At 57.8% G+C, this 14,089-nt stretch carries 15 protein-coding genes and 1 tRNA gene; 5 read left to right on the top strand and 11 right to left on the bottom strand.

Annotated elements, in window-relative coordinates; translation table 11 throughout:
* The first annotated feature begins 155 nt into the window (after positions 1-155).
* Positions 156-2,177, top strand: coding sequence for an ASKHA domain-containing protein (locus BM320_RS05860; RefSeq protein ID WP_090197577.1), 2,022 nt, complete (start codon positions 156-158; stop codon positions 2,175-2,177).
* On the opposite strand, the gene BM320_RS05855 is transcribed toward BM320_RS05860, so the two are convergent.
* Positions 2,169-3,071, bottom strand: a complete 903-nt coding sequence (locus tag BM320_RS05855) for a homocysteine S-methyltransferase family protein (RefSeq protein ID WP_090200404.1) — start codon at positions 3,069-3,071, stop codon at positions 2,169-2,171. The genes BM320_RS05860 and BM320_RS05855 overlap by 9 nt on opposite strands.
* A gap of 123 nt (positions 3,072-3,194) precedes the next feature.
* Between BM320_RS05855 and BM320_RS05850 the strand changes: the two genes are divergently transcribed.
* Together BM320_RS05850 and BM320_RS05845 are read left to right on the top strand one after the other, a co-directional pair.
* Positions 3,195-3,268, top strand: a tRNA-Gly gene (locus BM320_RS05850).
* Positions 3,269-3,374: 106 nt separating this feature from the next.
* Positions 3,375-3,602, top strand: a complete 228-nt coding sequence (locus tag BM320_RS05845; protein ID WP_090197575.1) for a hypothetical protein — start codon at positions 3,375-3,377, stop codon at positions 3,600-3,602.
* On the opposite strand, the gene BM320_RS05840 is transcribed toward BM320_RS05845, so the two are convergent.
* Complete coding sequence (locus BM320_RS05840) at positions 3,599-4,519, bottom strand: sterol desaturase family protein (protein ID WP_090197572.1); 921 nt, start codon at positions 4,517-4,519, stop codon at positions 3,599-3,601. The two genes, BM320_RS05845 and BM320_RS05840, sit on opposite strands and share 4 nt — an antisense overlap.
* 115 nt (positions 4,520-4,634) lie before the next feature.
* Here BM320_RS05840 and BM320_RS05835 point away from each other — a divergent pair, with 115 nt between their 5' ends.
* Entirely contained in the window at positions 4,635-4,985 is a 351-nt protein-coding gene (locus BM320_RS05835; RefSeq protein ID WP_090197569.1) for a RidA family protein, read from the top strand.
* 23 nt (positions 4,986-5,008) lie between these two features.
* Here BM320_RS05835 and BM320_RS05830 read toward each other — a convergent pair whose 3' ends face one another.
* The 9 genes from BM320_RS05830 to BM320_RS05790 form a co-directional block, all read right to left on the bottom strand.
* On the bottom strand, positions 5,009-5,467 hold the full coding sequence (locus tag BM320_RS05830; protein ID WP_242650961.1) for a prepilin peptidase: 459 nt from the start codon (positions 5,465-5,467) through the stop codon (positions 5,009-5,011).
* A gap of 36 nt (positions 5,468-5,503) precedes the next feature.
* Complete coding sequence (gene pgi, locus BM320_RS05825) at positions 5,504-7,102, bottom strand: glucose-6-phosphate isomerase (RefSeq protein WP_090197567.1); 1,599 nt, start codon at positions 7,100-7,102, stop codon at positions 5,504-5,506.
* Between the two features lies 1 nt (position 7,103).
* Positions 7,104-7,775: a 6-phosphogluconolactonase gene (pgl, locus tag BM320_RS05820; protein WP_090197564.1), complete on the bottom strand. Its 672-nt coding sequence runs from the start codon at positions 7,773-7,775 to the stop codon at positions 7,104-7,106.
* A gap of 47 nt (positions 7,776-7,822) precedes the next feature.
* A complete protein-coding gene (zwf, locus tag BM320_RS05815; protein ID WP_090197561.1) occupies positions 7,823-9,277 on the bottom strand; it encodes a glucose-6-phosphate dehydrogenase in 1,455 nt (484 codons plus the stop codon).
* 87 nt (positions 9,278-9,364) lie between these two features.
* Entirely contained in the window at positions 9,365-9,952 is a 588-nt protein-coding gene (locus tag BM320_RS05810) for an HNH endonuclease (protein ID WP_090197558.1), read from the bottom strand.
* A gap of 133 nt (positions 9,953-10,085) precedes the next feature.
* Entirely contained in the window at positions 10,086-10,754 is a 669-nt protein-coding gene (locus BM320_RS05805) for an alpha/beta hydrolase (protein ID WP_090197555.1), read from the bottom strand.
* Positions 10,751-11,395, bottom strand: coding sequence for a DNA-3-methyladenine glycosylase family protein (locus tag BM320_RS05800; RefSeq protein ID WP_090197552.1), 645 nt, complete (start codon positions 11,393-11,395; stop codon positions 10,751-10,753). The genes BM320_RS05805 and BM320_RS05800 overlap by 4 nt, the downstream gene beginning before the upstream one ends.
* Positions 11,377-12,099, bottom strand: a complete 723-nt coding sequence (locus BM320_RS05795) for a cobalt-precorrin-6A reductase (protein ID WP_090197550.1) — start codon at positions 12,097-12,099, stop codon at positions 11,377-11,379. The genes BM320_RS05800 and BM320_RS05795 overlap by 19 nt, the downstream gene beginning before the upstream one ends.
* Positions 12,096-13,139, bottom strand: coding sequence for a cobalt-precorrin-5B (C(1))-methyltransferase (locus tag BM320_RS05790; RefSeq protein ID WP_090197547.1), 1,044 nt, complete (start codon positions 13,137-13,139; stop codon positions 12,096-12,098). Before BM320_RS05790 ends, BM320_RS05795 begins: the two co-directional genes overlap by 4 nt.
* 98 nt (positions 13,140-13,237) lie before the next feature.
* On the opposite strand from BM320_RS05790, the gene cobA reads away from it, so the two are divergent.
* Complete coding sequence (cobA, locus tag BM320_RS05785) at positions 13,238-14,089, top strand: uroporphyrinogen-III C-methyltransferase (RefSeq protein ID WP_090200400.1); 852 nt, start codon at positions 13,238-13,240, stop codon at positions 14,087-14,089.

Below are 14,089 nucleotides of genomic sequence, written 5' to 3'. Positions count from 1 at the left end.
TAGTGCAGGGCAATACTTGAATACCCGGTCCAAAAACAAGCGACCACGCCCGACAAACCCGTCTATGCCGTTTCACATAATCATTATGACGGGTTCGGACCTTACAATCGGCGCGCGGCAGGGTATTGAGGGGCAAACAGACCAAGGCTGCATTCATGTCCACTGACCCTCTTGTGATTTTCACCCCTTCCGGCAAACGTGGCCGCTTTCCGGTTGGCACCCCTGTTCTGACGGCGGCGCGGCAGTTGGGCGTTGATCTTGATAGCGTTTGTGGCGGGCGCGGGATTTGTTCTAAATGCCAGATCACCCCGTCCTATGGTGAGTTTTCCAAACATAATGTCACCGTCGCTGACGATGCCCTGTCAGAATGGAACAGTGTTGAACAACGTTATGACGATATTCGCGGCCTTAAAAAGGGGCGGCGTTTGGGCTGTCAGGCCACCGTCCAAAAAGACGTGGTCATTGATGTGCCCGCCGAAAGCCAAGTGCATAAACAAGTCGTGCGCAAACGCGCCGAGGCCCGCGAAATCGTCAAGAACCCGTCAACGCGGCTTTATTATGTCGAGGTCGCCGAGCCGGATATGCATGACCCGTCTGGCGATCTGGAACGGTTGATCGCGGCCTTGCGCAAAGACTGGGACCTGCCCGCGCTTGAGGCGGATCTAAGCGTGCTGCAAACGCTGCAAACAGCCCTGCGCAAAGGCGCGTGGAAAGTCTCCGTAGCCGTGCATTTAGGCGACACCACATTCAGCCCGCGCATCATTCAGATTTGGCCGGGGCTTTATGAGGGCACGCTTTACGGACTGGCCGTTGATCTGGGGTCCACCACCATTGCCGGCCATCTGTGTGATTTGCGCACGGGCGAGGTTGTCGCGTCATCGGGCATCATGAACCCGCAAATCCGCTTTGGCGAAGATCTGATGAGCCGCGTCAGCTATGGCATGATGAACGCCAGCGGATCAACCGAGATGACCGCCGCCGTGCGCGAAGGCATGAATGCGCTTTTCACCCAGATCGCATCCGAGGCGCAGATTGACCCTGCGCTGATCGTCGATGCGGTATTTGTTTGCAACCCTGTGATGCACCATCTGTTTTTGGGGATTGATGCATATGAATTGGGGCAAGCGCCCTTTGCATTGGCGACATCTGACAGCCTGTCACTGCGCGCGTCCGAATTGGGCCTGCAACTGCACTCTGCGGCGCGGGTCTATATCCTGCCTTGTATCGCAGGCCATGTGGGTGCAGATGCGGCCGCCGTGGCATTATCCGAAGCCCCCGGAAAATCTGACGATCTGATGCTGGTCGTGGATGTCGGCACCAATGCCGAAATCATCCTTGGCAACCGCGAAAAGGTGCTGGCCTGTTCATCACCCACCGGACCCGCCTTTGAAGGCGCGCAAATCAGTTCCGGTCAGCGTGCCGCCCCTGGTGCGATTGAACATGTGGCGATTGATCCGGTCACCAAACTGCCAAAATTTCAGGTTATCGGCTCTGATCTGTGGTCGGACGAAGAAGGTTTCGACGCGGCGATCGCGCAAACCGGTGTCACAGGAATTTGCGGGTCCGGCATTATCGAGGTCGTCGCCGAAATGCGCATGGCGGGCATCGTAGATGCGCCAGGGCTGATTGGCACGGCGGAGCAGACAGGTTCGCCCAACTGTTTCACGGACGGGCGCACCAATTCTTATCTGCTTTATGATGGCACGGCCGATGGCGGCCCCAAAATCACCGTGACCAATACCGATATCCGGCAAATCCAGATGGCCAAAGCGGCACTTTATTCCGGTGCGCGGCTCTTGATGGACAAATTCGGCGTGGATCACGTGGACCGTGTGGTGCTTGCGGGGGCCTTTGGCGCGCATATCAGCCCCAAACATGCGATGGTGCTGGGCATGATCCCCGATGCGCCCTTGGACAAGGTGACAAGTGCGGGCAACGCGGCAGGGACAGGCGCGCGGATCGCGCTATTGAACGTTGATGCGCGTGCCGAGATCGAAGAAACCGTGCGCCAGATCCACAAGATCGAAACCGCGATTGAACCAAGGTTCCAAGAGCATTTTGTAAATGCTTCGGCCATTCCCAACGCGGTTGAACCCTTTCCGATCCTCAATTCAATTGTGACCTTGCCCGATGTAAACCACAACACAGGCGGCGGAAGGCGGCGGCGTTCACGCTAGAACCGCTCTTGCGATGGCGCGCAAATGCCGCGCGTCTGTACCGCAACAGCCGCCCAATACATTCAGATGCGGCGCACGGGCGCGTAATGCGGCCAGCTGCGCGCCCAGTTCCGCCGGATCGCCGTCATCAAGCGCGGTCGCATTGTCGAGATCTGCATGGCTACAGCGCGACGCATTGGCCACCAACCCACGGACCCGTTCCAAAGCCGTGAAATCGGGCGGCAGGTGATCAGGATGGGCGCAATTCACCATGAAATAGGCCGCATAGGCACCGGTTTGCTGGTCAACCTGCGCAACCGCCGCCGCCAATGGCGTGCCATCGGGCAGGTAGCCGTTGGTTTCAACTGTGAATGACATGACCACGGGCAGGCGCAAGTCTTGGGCGGCGCGGATGATGCCCACGGCCTCGGGGATATGGTTGACCGTATAGGCGGAGACCATATCGGCGGCGGTCTGGGCAAACCAGCCGATCTGCTGCGCGTGATAGTCGTGATAGATATCAGGATCTTGGTGCGCGGCCGGCCCATAGGCATCAGCCATCGGGCCAAGGTTGGCGCTGATCAATGTTTGCGCACCGGCCATATCGGCGACAAAAGCGACCGCCGCAATATTTGCGCGCTGCAATTGCGCTTTGTCATAACCCAAAGGTTCCGCGCGGGCGCCATTGGCCATCCATGTGGGGCTTTCTAAGATCGTGACGCAATCAAACCCGCGGGCCGCCGCCATTTGATCTGCATAGACTGCCGATAGAACAGCGCGCCCTGCGTCAGTCTCAAGCAACGGAAAGCTCGCAAATTCGGGTAGATCAACCCCGCGCCGAAAGATCAAATCCGTTTCCGCGCCCGTATGGGTCAAATAAAGGCGATCCGTAAGATGTGGCAAGCTGTCTGACATGCTGCGCCCTTCGTGCAATCCGGCATGATGCGGCATGCCTATCATTATTCGACAATTTCTGCGACGCATTTGTAGATCAGTCTTGACGGCGCGCACGGCGCTGATTACCTGCAAGCCTGTGATGCGGGTATGGTGAAAAGGTATCACGAAAGCTTCCCAAGCTTCAGTTACGAGTTCGATTCTCGTTACCCGCTCCACTCCCTTCTTTGAAATTCTCAGATTTTCGCGCGCCGTTGCGGGGTTATCCTTTCAATCGCGCAAGAGACTGTTATGCATAAGTTACAAAAACATAGGGAGTTAACAATGAAATCGATTTTCCTCACCGGTGCGACCCTGTTTGCAGCGACCTCTGCAATGGCAGGCGATTTTGTCGAACCAGTGCGTGATGGCGGCTCTGGCGAAGGGGCGATTATCCTGCTGGCACTTTTGGGCGTTGTGATTGCGTCAAGCGCAATCGGCAGCATGGCCACGCGCAACAATAGCACAATGGAAATCGCGCCCACGGATATTGACGAAAACGCAGGGCATTAATTACGCCAGATTGCCGCGCGCGCCATCCGGCGCAAAGGATCAAGCAAAATCGGAACCAGCCGGTGCGTCATCAATGGTGCATCGGCTTTTTCATCCAGACCCACCGTAATATGTTCGTCCGCGCCGGTGATATAAAGAGTCCCGAACAACCAATCCCAAAGCGCAATCGTCTGCCCGTAGTTCTTGTTGAAATGCGCCGGATTGGTGCTGTGGTGGACTTGGTGTTGCGCAGGTGAAATCAACACACGCTCGAATACCGGACCGAAACTGATCCAGATATGCGAATGGTGGAAATTTGCGACCGTCATATTCACCACCACGACAAAGGCATTGGCCCCTGCGATTGTCGACAGCGGCGCATCGGGATCAAAGGCACCAACCAGCAACCCCAGTATGACACCGACGATCACCGTCTGGATACTGGTGGAAACCAATGACCCCAAAGGATGCTGGCGATATGCGGTCAGCGGGGTCAGAACGGATGCACTATGGTGTACGGCATGCAAGGGCCAGATCAAGGCAACCGAATGATGTGCGCGGTGTGACCAATAGGTGGCAAAGTCGCTGAGCAGCCAAAGATAGAATGCCAGCCAGACAGGATGCATCGGGGTCGCGCGCAGCGGCGCAATGTCGATCTGTGCAACTACAGCGGCCGCGACAAGCGGCGTTGCTGCAAACCGCGCTGAAATACCCAGCAACGTGACCAGTTTGCCGACCGCGAAAAGCACAAGATCAATGCGCGTCGAAGCATGGCGCCAGATTGCCGCCGGAAACAGCCAGTCGGCAAATCCGCCGCGCACCGCGCGCCAACGGTAGACCACCCATGCGATCACAATAAATGACGCAAGATAATGCGGTGTAACAAGCGTATAGCCGTCAAAAACTCGGGCGAAAAAATGCCAGATGGCGTCAGTCATATCGCAATCTTTCCTTGCGGGGCGCACGCGCGTTTTCAGCGCATATGTTCAGCTTGGCGCGGCGCGCAAACCAGCTTAGATAGATCACGAACAAACACCTTAGGAAAGACGACAAATGCCCGAGATTCTGCGCAAACACACAAATGCACGTATGAGCCAAATGGTTATTCACAACGGGATCGCCTATCTGGCCGGACAGGTCGGCACACCCGGCGGCACCGCGACCGAACAAACCGTTGATGTGCTTGCAAAAATCGACGCGCTTCTGGCTGAAGCAGGCACAGACAAAACAAAACTGCTGACCGCGCAAATCTGGGTGTCCGACATTGCATCCGAATTTGCCGAAATGAATGCGGTTTGGGATGCGTGGGTTCCCGAAGGCCATGCGCCCGCGCGCTGGACCGGCGAAGCCAAGCTCGCAACACCGGACTATAACGTCGAGATTATCGTCACCGCCGCGATCTAACGTAAGGTGGATCTTGATCCACCCTACCCTGCGAACATCCCCAAGAGCCCTGCCGCCGCAATCGGCAGGCTCATCGGCAGGATCTGCCGCGCCATCACAGCCCATTTGCTATCCTTGGATCCAAACGCCTTGCGCAGGGAAATGATGATCGGGAACAGCACAAAGACCACGCCCAGAAATCCCGCAAGCGCGTACCAGCCGTTTGCCGTCGGGATCAGCAGCGCGGTTCCTGCCAGCAGTTTGACCGCGCCCGCCCCCATTCCACCGACCGAAAACAGCCCGATTCCCAGCACAAACACAATTGCGCCCTGCGCCAGTTGCCAGCCATAGGCAGACGGGTCGCCCGCGGTCACGATTTGCACGATAAACAGGACAACAGGCAACAGCGTCAGCCAGTTGGGCATCCGCGCCGTGCGGATATCAATCGCGACCGCGATCATCAAAATGGCGGCCATCGCATAGGGAATGTATTGGGCGATCATTGCAAAACTATCCTCTGAATCTGGTGCAGCTTTGCGCTAAACCCCGTTGTTTTGCAAGAACCCGACAAGCGCTGCAGTCGATCCGTCCTTGCCTTGCGCGGATTGCGTCCCTTCGACAACAGGTTGCAGCGCCGTCGCCAGCTCTTTGCCCAGCTCAACACCCCATTGGTCATAGGAATTCAGCCCCAGCACAACGCCTTCGACAAACACGCGGTGTTCATATAGCGCGATAATCTGGCCCAGCATAAACGGATCAAGCTGCGGATAGGCGATTGTGACCGAAGGGCGGTTGCCTGCAAAAACGCGGTGCTTGGCTTGGCGTTCCAATTCGTCTCCGCTGAATTTATCAGCGACCTTGCTGCGCGCCGCGTCAAGATCACGACCGCGCATCAACGCCTCTGACTGGGCCAGACAATTGGCCACCAGCAACTGGTGTTGATGATGCAGATCATCATTATGGCCACGCGCAGCGACCAGGAATTCACACGGGATCACCCGCGTGCCTTGGTGGATCAGCTGGTAAAACGCATGCTGCCCGTTTGTGCCCGGCTCGCCCCAGACAACGGGGCCGGAATCCACAGGCAAATCCGCGCCATCCATGCTGACGCCCTTGCCGTTGCTTTCCATTTCTAGCTGCTGAAGATAGGCAGGCAAGCGACTGAGAAGATTATCATAAGGCAGCACAGCACGGGTTGCAAAACCGCAAATCTGATTGTGCCAAATCCCCACAAGCGCCAGCATGGCCGGCAGGTTTTCTTCCCATTTGGCGGCCTTGAAATGCTGGTCCATCGCCTGTCCACCGCGCAGGAACGCGCGGAAATTATCCGGCCCGATGGCGATCATCAGTGACAGGCCAATCGGCCCCCACATGGAATAACGGCCGCCAACCCAGTCTTCAAAACCGAACACACGTTCGGGGGCGATGCCAAAATCCGCGGTCTTATCCGCGGCCGTCGACAGGGCCGCAAACTGCGCGCCCGTATCAGTCACCGATTGCCCCATCCACGCCTGCGCCGTGCGCGCGTTGGTCATGGTCTCAATCGTGGTAAATGTCTTTGAGGCCACGATCACAAGCGTTGTGGCCGGATCACAGACCTGCATCGCGGCGGCGATATCGGCTGGGTCGACATTGCTGACAAAATGGCAACGCGGGCCGTCGTGAAAAGGTGCCAATGCCTTGACCGCCATCGCAGGGCCAAGGTCGGACCCGCCGATCCCGATATTGATCACATCGGTGATCTTGCCACCCTGTCCGGCAAAACTGCCGTCACGCACCGCCTGCGCAAACTGCGCCATGCGGTCAAGCGTGTCCAAAATCCCCGGCATCACATCCGCGCCATCGACCATGACCGGACCGCCATCAAGATTGCGCAGCGCCGTGTGCAGTACCGCGCGCCCTTCGGTTTCATTGATCGCAGCGCCTGTAAACATCGCGGCACGCTTTTGCGCCACGCCCGTTTTTTCAAGCAATTCAATCAACAGCGCGCGCCCGTCCGCGTCGATATTTGTCTTGGCATAATCCAGCAACATATCACCCGCACGCGCCGAAAAATCCGCTGCGCGATCTGCGTCGACCAGCGTTTCAAAGCGGCGCGCGGCAATCGTCGCGTGGTGTTTCTTGAGGTCATCCCACATATTATTTCTCCGCCCAATGCACGGTTGCACCGTTCAGGATCGCGGCAACGGGCGCCAGCTCAGGGCTGGACCGTTGCGCTTTTTCCAATGCAGCGCGTTTTTCCGCGCCAACGATAACGATATGGCGTTTGATTGCCGCGTTTAATACTTTGGCCGACAAGGTAATGCGCGGCTCTGGCGCGCCGGGCGCGCGCATCGCGACAAGCCGGTCATTGCCATGCAGCGCAAGATCAAGCTGATCCGCGCCCGGAAAAATAGACGCGGTATGCATATCCGCGCCCATCCCTAGCAGGCAGACAGATATCGGCAGCGCCGCGTCCAGATCGGCGGCAAGCGCGGGCAGTTTTTCTTCGGGAGTAGGCGCATCCGCATAAAGCGGCATATATTGCGCCGACGCCGCGCGGTTCACAAGCAAGCGCTGGCGCAATAGCCGCGTGTTCGAGCGGTCAGAACTTTCGGGCACCCAGCGTTCATCGGTCAGCATCACATGCACGCGCGCCCAATCAAGATCAACGCCGCAAAGACTGTCAAAAATCGGGCCCGGCGTTGTGCCACCTGGCACCGCCAAAGAGGCCGTATCATGGGTCAACAATGTGTTCTTGAGCTCGCCCGCAAGGGTATCCGCCAAGTTCATCATCATCATTTCCGCATCAGGATATTCGCGTAATTCCATCAATACAGGCCTTTTCTCTATTTATGTATTGCATGAACTATGCGGCATTACGCCTTGAGTTCACGCCATTTTCTGCCGTCACGATGCAGCATGGCAAGCGCATCCTCTGGTCCTGCTGATCCGGCTTCGTAATGCTTTGGCACATCGTTGCGCGCTTCCCAGCCGTTGATCAGCGGATCGGTCCAGCCCCAAGCGGCTTCTACCTCGTCACCGCGCATGAACAGCGTTTGGTTGCCACGGATCACATCCATGATCAGCCGCTCGTATGCATCCGGCACTTCTTCGGCATCGGGCCCGAGCGCATCGGCAAATGTCATATCAAGCGGCACATCGATCAGACGCATGCCCCCCGGTCCTGGTTCTTTGATCGTGACTTGTAGGTCCATGCCTTCATTGGGCTGCAGCCGGATTGACAGAATATTGCGGTGACGCGCGACGTCGCCTTCGAAAATCGTATGGCCAAGGTCCTTGAAATAGACGGTAATTTCGGAAGAACGTGCTTTCATCCGCTTACCCGTGCGCAAATAGAACGGCACGCCGGCCCACCGCCAATTCGCAATCTCGCATTTCATCGCGATAAAGCTTTCGGTGAATGAACGGGGATTTTCCGCATCTTCGCGGTAACTCGGGCCATCGGGGCCCGCATCATATTGGCCGCGCACAATATGGTGGGGCGCAACAGGTTGCAGCGCGCGGATAACTTTCAGTTTTTCGTCGCGCACCTCGTCGGGGCCATATTGGTTTGGCGGCTCCATCGCGATCAGGCACAACAGTTGCATCAGGTGGTTTTGCACCATATCGCGCATCGCACCGGATTTGTCATAATAGCCGCCGCGCCCGCCAACACCGACAGTTTCTGCCACCGTAATCTGGATATGATCGACGTAATGGTTGTTCCAAAGCGGCTCAAACAACATATTCCCGAAACGCACAGCCATCAGGTTTTGCACGGTTTCCTTGCCCAGATAGTGGTCAATCCGGTAGATCTGGCTTTCGTCAAAATGCGCGGCCAACGTTTTATTCAACGCACGCGCGGTTTCGAGATCACGGCCAAAAGGTTTTTCCACCACGATCCGGCTTTGGGCATTGGCGATCTTATGGGTGTGCAGCCGTTCGGCCAGATCGCCAAACAGCGACGGGGCCACAGAAAAATAGAATGCCTGCACCACGTCGCTGCGCACCAGTCCGGCAAGTTCGACCCAGCCGCCATCGCCTTTTGCGTCAATCGCGACATAATCAAGTGCCGCAACAAAAGCGTCGAGGCTCTTGGTATCATTCTTTTCATCGCCACCAAATTCGGCCACGGCCTCGGCGATCATTGAGCGGTAAGCGGCGGTATCCATTTCAGAACGCGCGGCCCCAATGATCCGTGACCCTACGGGCATTTGCCCTGATCTGAACCTGCGAAACAATCCAGGCAAGATTTTCCGGCGCGCCAGATCGCCGGTCCCGCCAAAAATGACAAGATCAAATGTTTCGACGGGAATGACGCGAGAAACCATTGCTTACTCCGCTTTTTGCTCAGTTACGTTAGCGCTAACGCCGCCTGTCTAACGCGCACTGCTTCGCAAGTCTAGCACCAGTTCGCCCTATGCTTCCAGTTCTGCATCCCAATACAGAAAATCAATCCAGCTTTCGTGCAAATGTCCGGGCGGAAACTTGCGCCCGACGTTATGCAGCTGCTCTGCAGCCGGTTGGCGTGGTGGCTTGCGCAGGCTCATGCCCGACTGGCGCAATGATTTTGACCCTTTGCGCAGGTTGCATGGCGAACAGGCAGCCACCACATTTTCCCAGCTTGTCACCCCACCCGCCGCACGCGGCACCACGTGATCAAAGGTTAATTCGCCTTTGGCCCCGCAATACTGGCAGCAAAAGGAATCGCGCAGAAATAGGTTAAACCGCGTAAAGGCGACCTGTTTTTGCGGTTTTACATAATCCTTAAGAACCACCACGCTGGGAATGCGGATTTGCGTCGACGGGCTATGCACATAGGCGTCATATTCGCTGACAATATCCACCCTGTCCAACCAGGCCGCTTTTATCGCATCCTGCCAAGGCCATAGCGACAGCGGATAATACGACAAAGGCCGGTAATCCGCGTTCAGCACCAAGGCCGGATATTGCCTGAGCGCTGCAGGCGCATGCGTAAAATCAGTTCGGAAATCGGCCTGCGTCATATCTTACATCCCACATCGTGAAACGCGGGCGCCGGGGTCAAACGGCGTTCCCGCAGTCTCCTTCAGTTAAGACTATATATCGCGTCAGAAATGTGACAAGCCCCGACATCTTCCAAATTTTGGGCAGATTTGCTTAGCTCATTCCCAGCCGGTCGCGCATGAACGCCAGCGCCACTTGCAACCCGTCAGGTGCGATCCCGTGGCCTGTGCCTTTCATGATATGCGCGTATACTTCTTTCCAGCCCGCACCTTGCAACACTTCGGCGGCTTGCGGCAGCGATTGTGGCGGCACAACGTCATCTGCGTCACCATGAATCAGCAACACGGCCGGGCGCGACTGTACCTCGTCCACCAGCGATTCCGGTTCCAAGAGCCGCCCCGAAAATGCAACGATTCCCGCAACAGGATCTTCGCGGCGCGGCACCACATGCAGCGCCATCATCGTGCCTTGCGAAAAGCCCAGCACAATCACCTGTTCGGGCAGCAGATCTTCGTCGACCATAACCCCGTCCAGAAACGCATCCAGATCAGCGGCGGCACGGTCCAGCCCTGCGCGGCTTTCTTCTTCGGATGATCCGTCGATCCACGGGATCGGAAACCATTGGAACCCCATCGGTGATCCGGCGCAATCTTCGGGCGCATCTGGGGCGATAAACAGCGTGTCGGGCATATGTTCGCCCAATGGGTCCGCAAGCCCGATCAAATCAGCCGCATTGGCGCCATAGCCGTGCAAGAACACAACGCAAGACCGCGTTTCCCCCGAAATTGGTTCGCGCCGCTGCGCCTCGAGTGCCCGTGTCATCTGATACCTTCTCTTTGTTTGTTGTGTTTGTAGTAGGCCCACATGATCCGCGCCGCAACCGATTGCCATGGCGACCATTCCTGCGCTATTGCCCGCATGGCCCGTTCATTTGGCCGCGCGTCCAGATCAAAAATCAGCTTTGCCGCCTCTTGCAGCGCCAGATCACCGCAGGCAAAGACATCGGCGCGCCCCAGCGAAAACATCGCATAGATTTCCGCCGTCCATGTGCCAATCCCCGAAACGGCCGTCAGCGTTTTGATCACCTGTTCCGTTGGCATGGCGCGCAAAGCAATGAAATCAATCTGCGCATCGGACAAGGCTTTGGCGTATTTCGCTTTTTGGCGACTTAGCCCCAATGCGCGCAGGTCGTCCTCTGATGTTTGTGTAACCGCCTCTGGCGTGACCATCCCCGCGGCCTCAAGCCGACCCCAGATCGCATTGGCCGAAGCCACGCTGACCTGCTGGCTGGTAATTGCGCTAAGTAATTCGGCAAACCCGTCGGGCTTGCGCCGAAGCGGAAGCGGTGGCAGGCCTTGCATGGCAACCGCAAAGCGCGGCTCATGCGCACAAAGCCACGCCACCCCTTCGGCAACGCAATCAAGGCTGTGAATGATCCGCCCTGTCACAGCGCACGCACCCATGCCAATGCGGCATCAACAGAATCGACCCTCTGCCAATCGCCGGACATTGGTCGCGCGATCATCAAGACGGGGATATCCAGATGATTTGCTGCCGTCAGCTTTGTCCTGCTAGCCGCGCCGCCAGCGTTTTTTACCACCAGATGCGTGACGCCAAGCGCAGAAAATAACTGCATTTCATCCGCGACAGAAAACGGTGGACGCCCGACCAGAAACCGCCCGCCTTTGAACGGAAACGCGCCATCTGGCGGATCAATCTGGCGGCAAATGACATCGCGCCCCGTCAGATTTGCAAAGCGGTCGAGCGTCTGCCGCCCTGTCCCCAAAAACACGACAGTGCCCATTGGGATATGCGCGGCGGCCTCTTCCTCGCGCGCGATTTCTGTCCAATTATCGCCCTGTTCGGCCGTCCAGCCGGGGCGCAGCATTTGCAGGTAAGGCAGGTTCAGATCAGCGCAAATGCGGGCCGTGCGCCGCGTGATCCGGTCAGCGAACGGATGTGTGGCATCCAGAACGGCGGTTATGTTTTCTTTGGCCACATAGGCGCGAAACCCCTCCGCGCCGCCAAAGCCACCTATCCGCGTGGGCAGCGGCAAAGGGTCAGGCGCGCGCGTGGCCCCCGCGAGCGAGACAATCGCATCCGTGCCTGCAAGCGCCTGCGCGATCCGGCGCGCCTCGCCCGTGCCGCCAAGGATTAGCAACGTCATACCCCTGCCCGCCCGATGATATTTCCGGCGCGGTCAATCACGACCGTGTCGATCAACGATTGATCCCCGACAAGTGCTTGGGCAGCGGACCGGGCCTGTTGCGCAATCCGCGCGGCCAAGGGCGCGCCCGCGATTTCATATGCTTCGAGTGCGGTATTGGCTTTGCCCACGGCTGGGTCGCCCGCCCATTCCGCAAGCTGTGCAAAATCCACCTGAGTGCGTGACGAATGCAGATCAACCGCGCCCTGCGCCAGTTTCGCCATTTTACCAATGCCACCGCCAATGGTGACGCGCGCAACCGGATGGCGGCGCAGGTATTTCAGCATCCCGCCCGCAAAATCACCCATATCCAACATGGCGTGGTCAGGGAGGTCGAACAGCGCTTGCACGATCTTTTCCGAGGTCGCGCCGGTGCAGCCCGCAACATGGGTCAGCCCGTCCGCGCGCGCGACATCAACGCCGCGGTGGATCGAAGCGATCCATGCCGCACAGGAAAACGGACGCACGACACCTGTGGTGCCCAAAATCGACAATCCACCCACGATCCCCAAACGCGGGTTCCATGTCTTTTTTGCGATTTCAGCACCGTCTGGGATGGCGACTTCGATTTGTACATCGGGGGATTGGCCAAATTCTTCGGCCATTTCCGCCACAACATCGCGCATCATCTGGCGCGGCACCGGATTGATTGCAGGTTCACCAACACCGATGGGCAGGCCCGCTTTGGTCACAGTGCCAACGCCCTCTCCGGCCTTGAACTGCACCCCGACACCTGCACGCACCGTGACAATTATCAACGCACCATGGGTGACATCAGGGTCATCGCCTGCGTCTTTGGTGATGCCAACACGCGCCCAGCCTGCACCGCATTCAGCCAAGGCCAGCGGAAACACCGGCACTTCGCCTTTGGGCAAGGTGATCGACACAGCATCCGGAAACGCGCCGCCCCAAAGGCGGATCAATGCCGCCTTGGTCGCGGCGGTCGCGCAGGCACCTGTGGTCCAGCCACGGCGCAAATCTCCGGTTGGTTTACGTGTCATCGGGGCCGACTATAGGCGCGCAATTGAATGCCGCCAATCCGCAATCGGTGGTCGTTTGGCACCTTTCCAAGCCCCGCATTCAGCGCCATAAAGGCGCTATGACACAGACACCGACACTTCCCGCATTTGATTGGCCGGTTTTACAACCTGGCTGGGTTTGGCTTTGTGGCGCAGGCCCCGGCGATCCGGGGCTATTGACGCTGCACGCGGCCAACGCGCTGCGGCAGGCGGATGTGGTGATTTACGACGCGCTTGTCCAAGAAGCGATTCTGGATTGGGCACCGCAGGCTGAACACATCTATGCAGGTAAGCGCGGCGGTAAACCTTCGGCCAAACAGCGTGATATATCGCTGCAACTGGTTGATCTGGCCCGCGCTGGCAAAAAGGTGTTGCGGCTGAAAGGCGGCGATCCGTTTGTCTTCGGGCGCGGCGGCGAAGAGGCGCAAACCCTGATCCAGCACGATATCCCCGTGCGCATTATCCCCGGTATTTCAGCAGGCATCGGCGGGCTGGCCTATGCGGGTATTCCCGTGACCCACCGCGATGTGAACCAATCGGTGACCTTTGTGACAGGGCATGATCAATCAGGCGAAACACCCGGATCATTGGATTGGGACAGCATTGCCAAGGGGTCGCAAGTCATTGTGATCTATATGGGAATGAAGCACATCGCCCAGATCGCAGATAAATTGACCGGTGCCGGACGCCCTGCCAATGAACCCGTGGCGATTGTGACATCTGCCACCACGGCGGATCAAAAGGTGCTCGAAACCACGCTAGGAACGATGGTTGATGATGTTGCCAGTTCCGCACTGGAACCGCCCGCGATCATCTGTGTCGGCAAATCTGTGCTGATGCGTCAGGTGCTGGACTGGCAAGGGATCGCAGCGGGGAAAAAGCCGCGCAATCTTGATCCATTGGGGCGCGGACGCCCTGCCGAAACCCCGTAA

The sequence above is a fragment of the Yoonia tamlensis genome (assembly GCF_900115105.1).
Lineage (GTDB): Bacteria > Pseudomonadota > Alphaproteobacteria > Rhodobacterales > Rhodobacteraceae > Yoonia > Yoonia tamlensis.
This window is presented reverse-complemented; position numbering and strand designations above follow the sequence as displayed.

What these genes read in the sequence shown, in the direction of transcription:
- BM320_RS05860 (WP_090197577.1), top strand. Translation starts at nt 156, where the DNA reads ATGTCCACTGACCCTCTTGTGATTTTCACCCCTTCCGGCAAACGTGGC.
- BM320_RS05855 (WP_090200404.1), bottom strand. Translation starts at nt 3,071, where the DNA reads ATGTCAGACAGCTTGCCACATCTTACGGATCGCCTTTATTTGACCCAT.
- BM320_RS05845 (WP_090197575.1), top strand. Translation starts at nt 3,375, where the DNA reads ATGAAATCGATTTTCCTCACCGGTGCGACCCTGTTTGCAGCGACCTCT.
- BM320_RS05840 (WP_090197572.1), bottom strand. Translation starts at nt 4,519, where the DNA reads ATGACTGACGCCATCTGGCATTTTTTCGCCCGAGTTTTTGACGGCTAT.
- BM320_RS05835 (WP_090197569.1), top strand. Translation starts at nt 4,635, where the DNA reads ATGCCCGAGATTCTGCGCAAACACACAAATGCACGTATGAGCCAAATG.
- BM320_RS05830 (WP_242650961.1), bottom strand. Translation starts at nt 5,467, where the DNA reads ATGATCGCCCAATACATTCCCTATGCGATGGCCGCCATTTTGATGATC.
- pgi (WP_090197567.1), bottom strand. Translation starts at nt 7,102, where the DNA reads ATGTGGGATGACCTCAAGAAACACCACGCGACGATTGCCGCGCGCCGC.
- pgl (WP_090197564.1), bottom strand. Translation starts at nt 7,775, where the DNA reads ATGGAATTACGCGAATATCCTGATGCGGAAATGATGATGATGAACTTG.
- zwf (WP_090197561.1), bottom strand. Translation starts at nt 9,277, where the DNA reads ATGGTTTCTCGCGTCATTCCCGTCGAAACATTTGATCTTGTCATTTTT.
- BM320_RS05810 (WP_090197558.1), bottom strand. Translation starts at nt 9,952, where the DNA reads ATGACGCAGGCCGATTTCCGAACTGATTTTACGCATGCGCCTGCAGCG.
- BM320_RS05805 (WP_090197555.1), bottom strand. Translation starts at nt 10,754, where the DNA reads ATGACACGGGCACTCGAGGCGCAGCGGCGCGAACCAATTTCGGGGGAA.
- BM320_RS05800 (WP_090197552.1), bottom strand. Translation starts at nt 11,395, where the DNA reads ATGGGTGCGTGCGCTGTGACAGGGCGGATCATTCACAGCCTTGATTGC.
- BM320_RS05795 (WP_090197550.1), bottom strand. Translation starts at nt 12,099, where the DNA reads ATGACGTTGCTAATCCTTGGCGGCACGGGCGAGGCGCGCCGGATCGCG.
- BM320_RS05790 (WP_090197547.1), bottom strand. Translation starts at nt 13,139, where the DNA reads ATGACACGTAAACCAACCGGAGATTTGCGCCGTGGCTGGACCACAGGT.
- cobA (WP_090200400.1), top strand. Translation starts at nt 13,238, where the DNA reads ATGACACAGACACCGACACTTCCCGCATTTGATTGGCCGGTTTTACAA.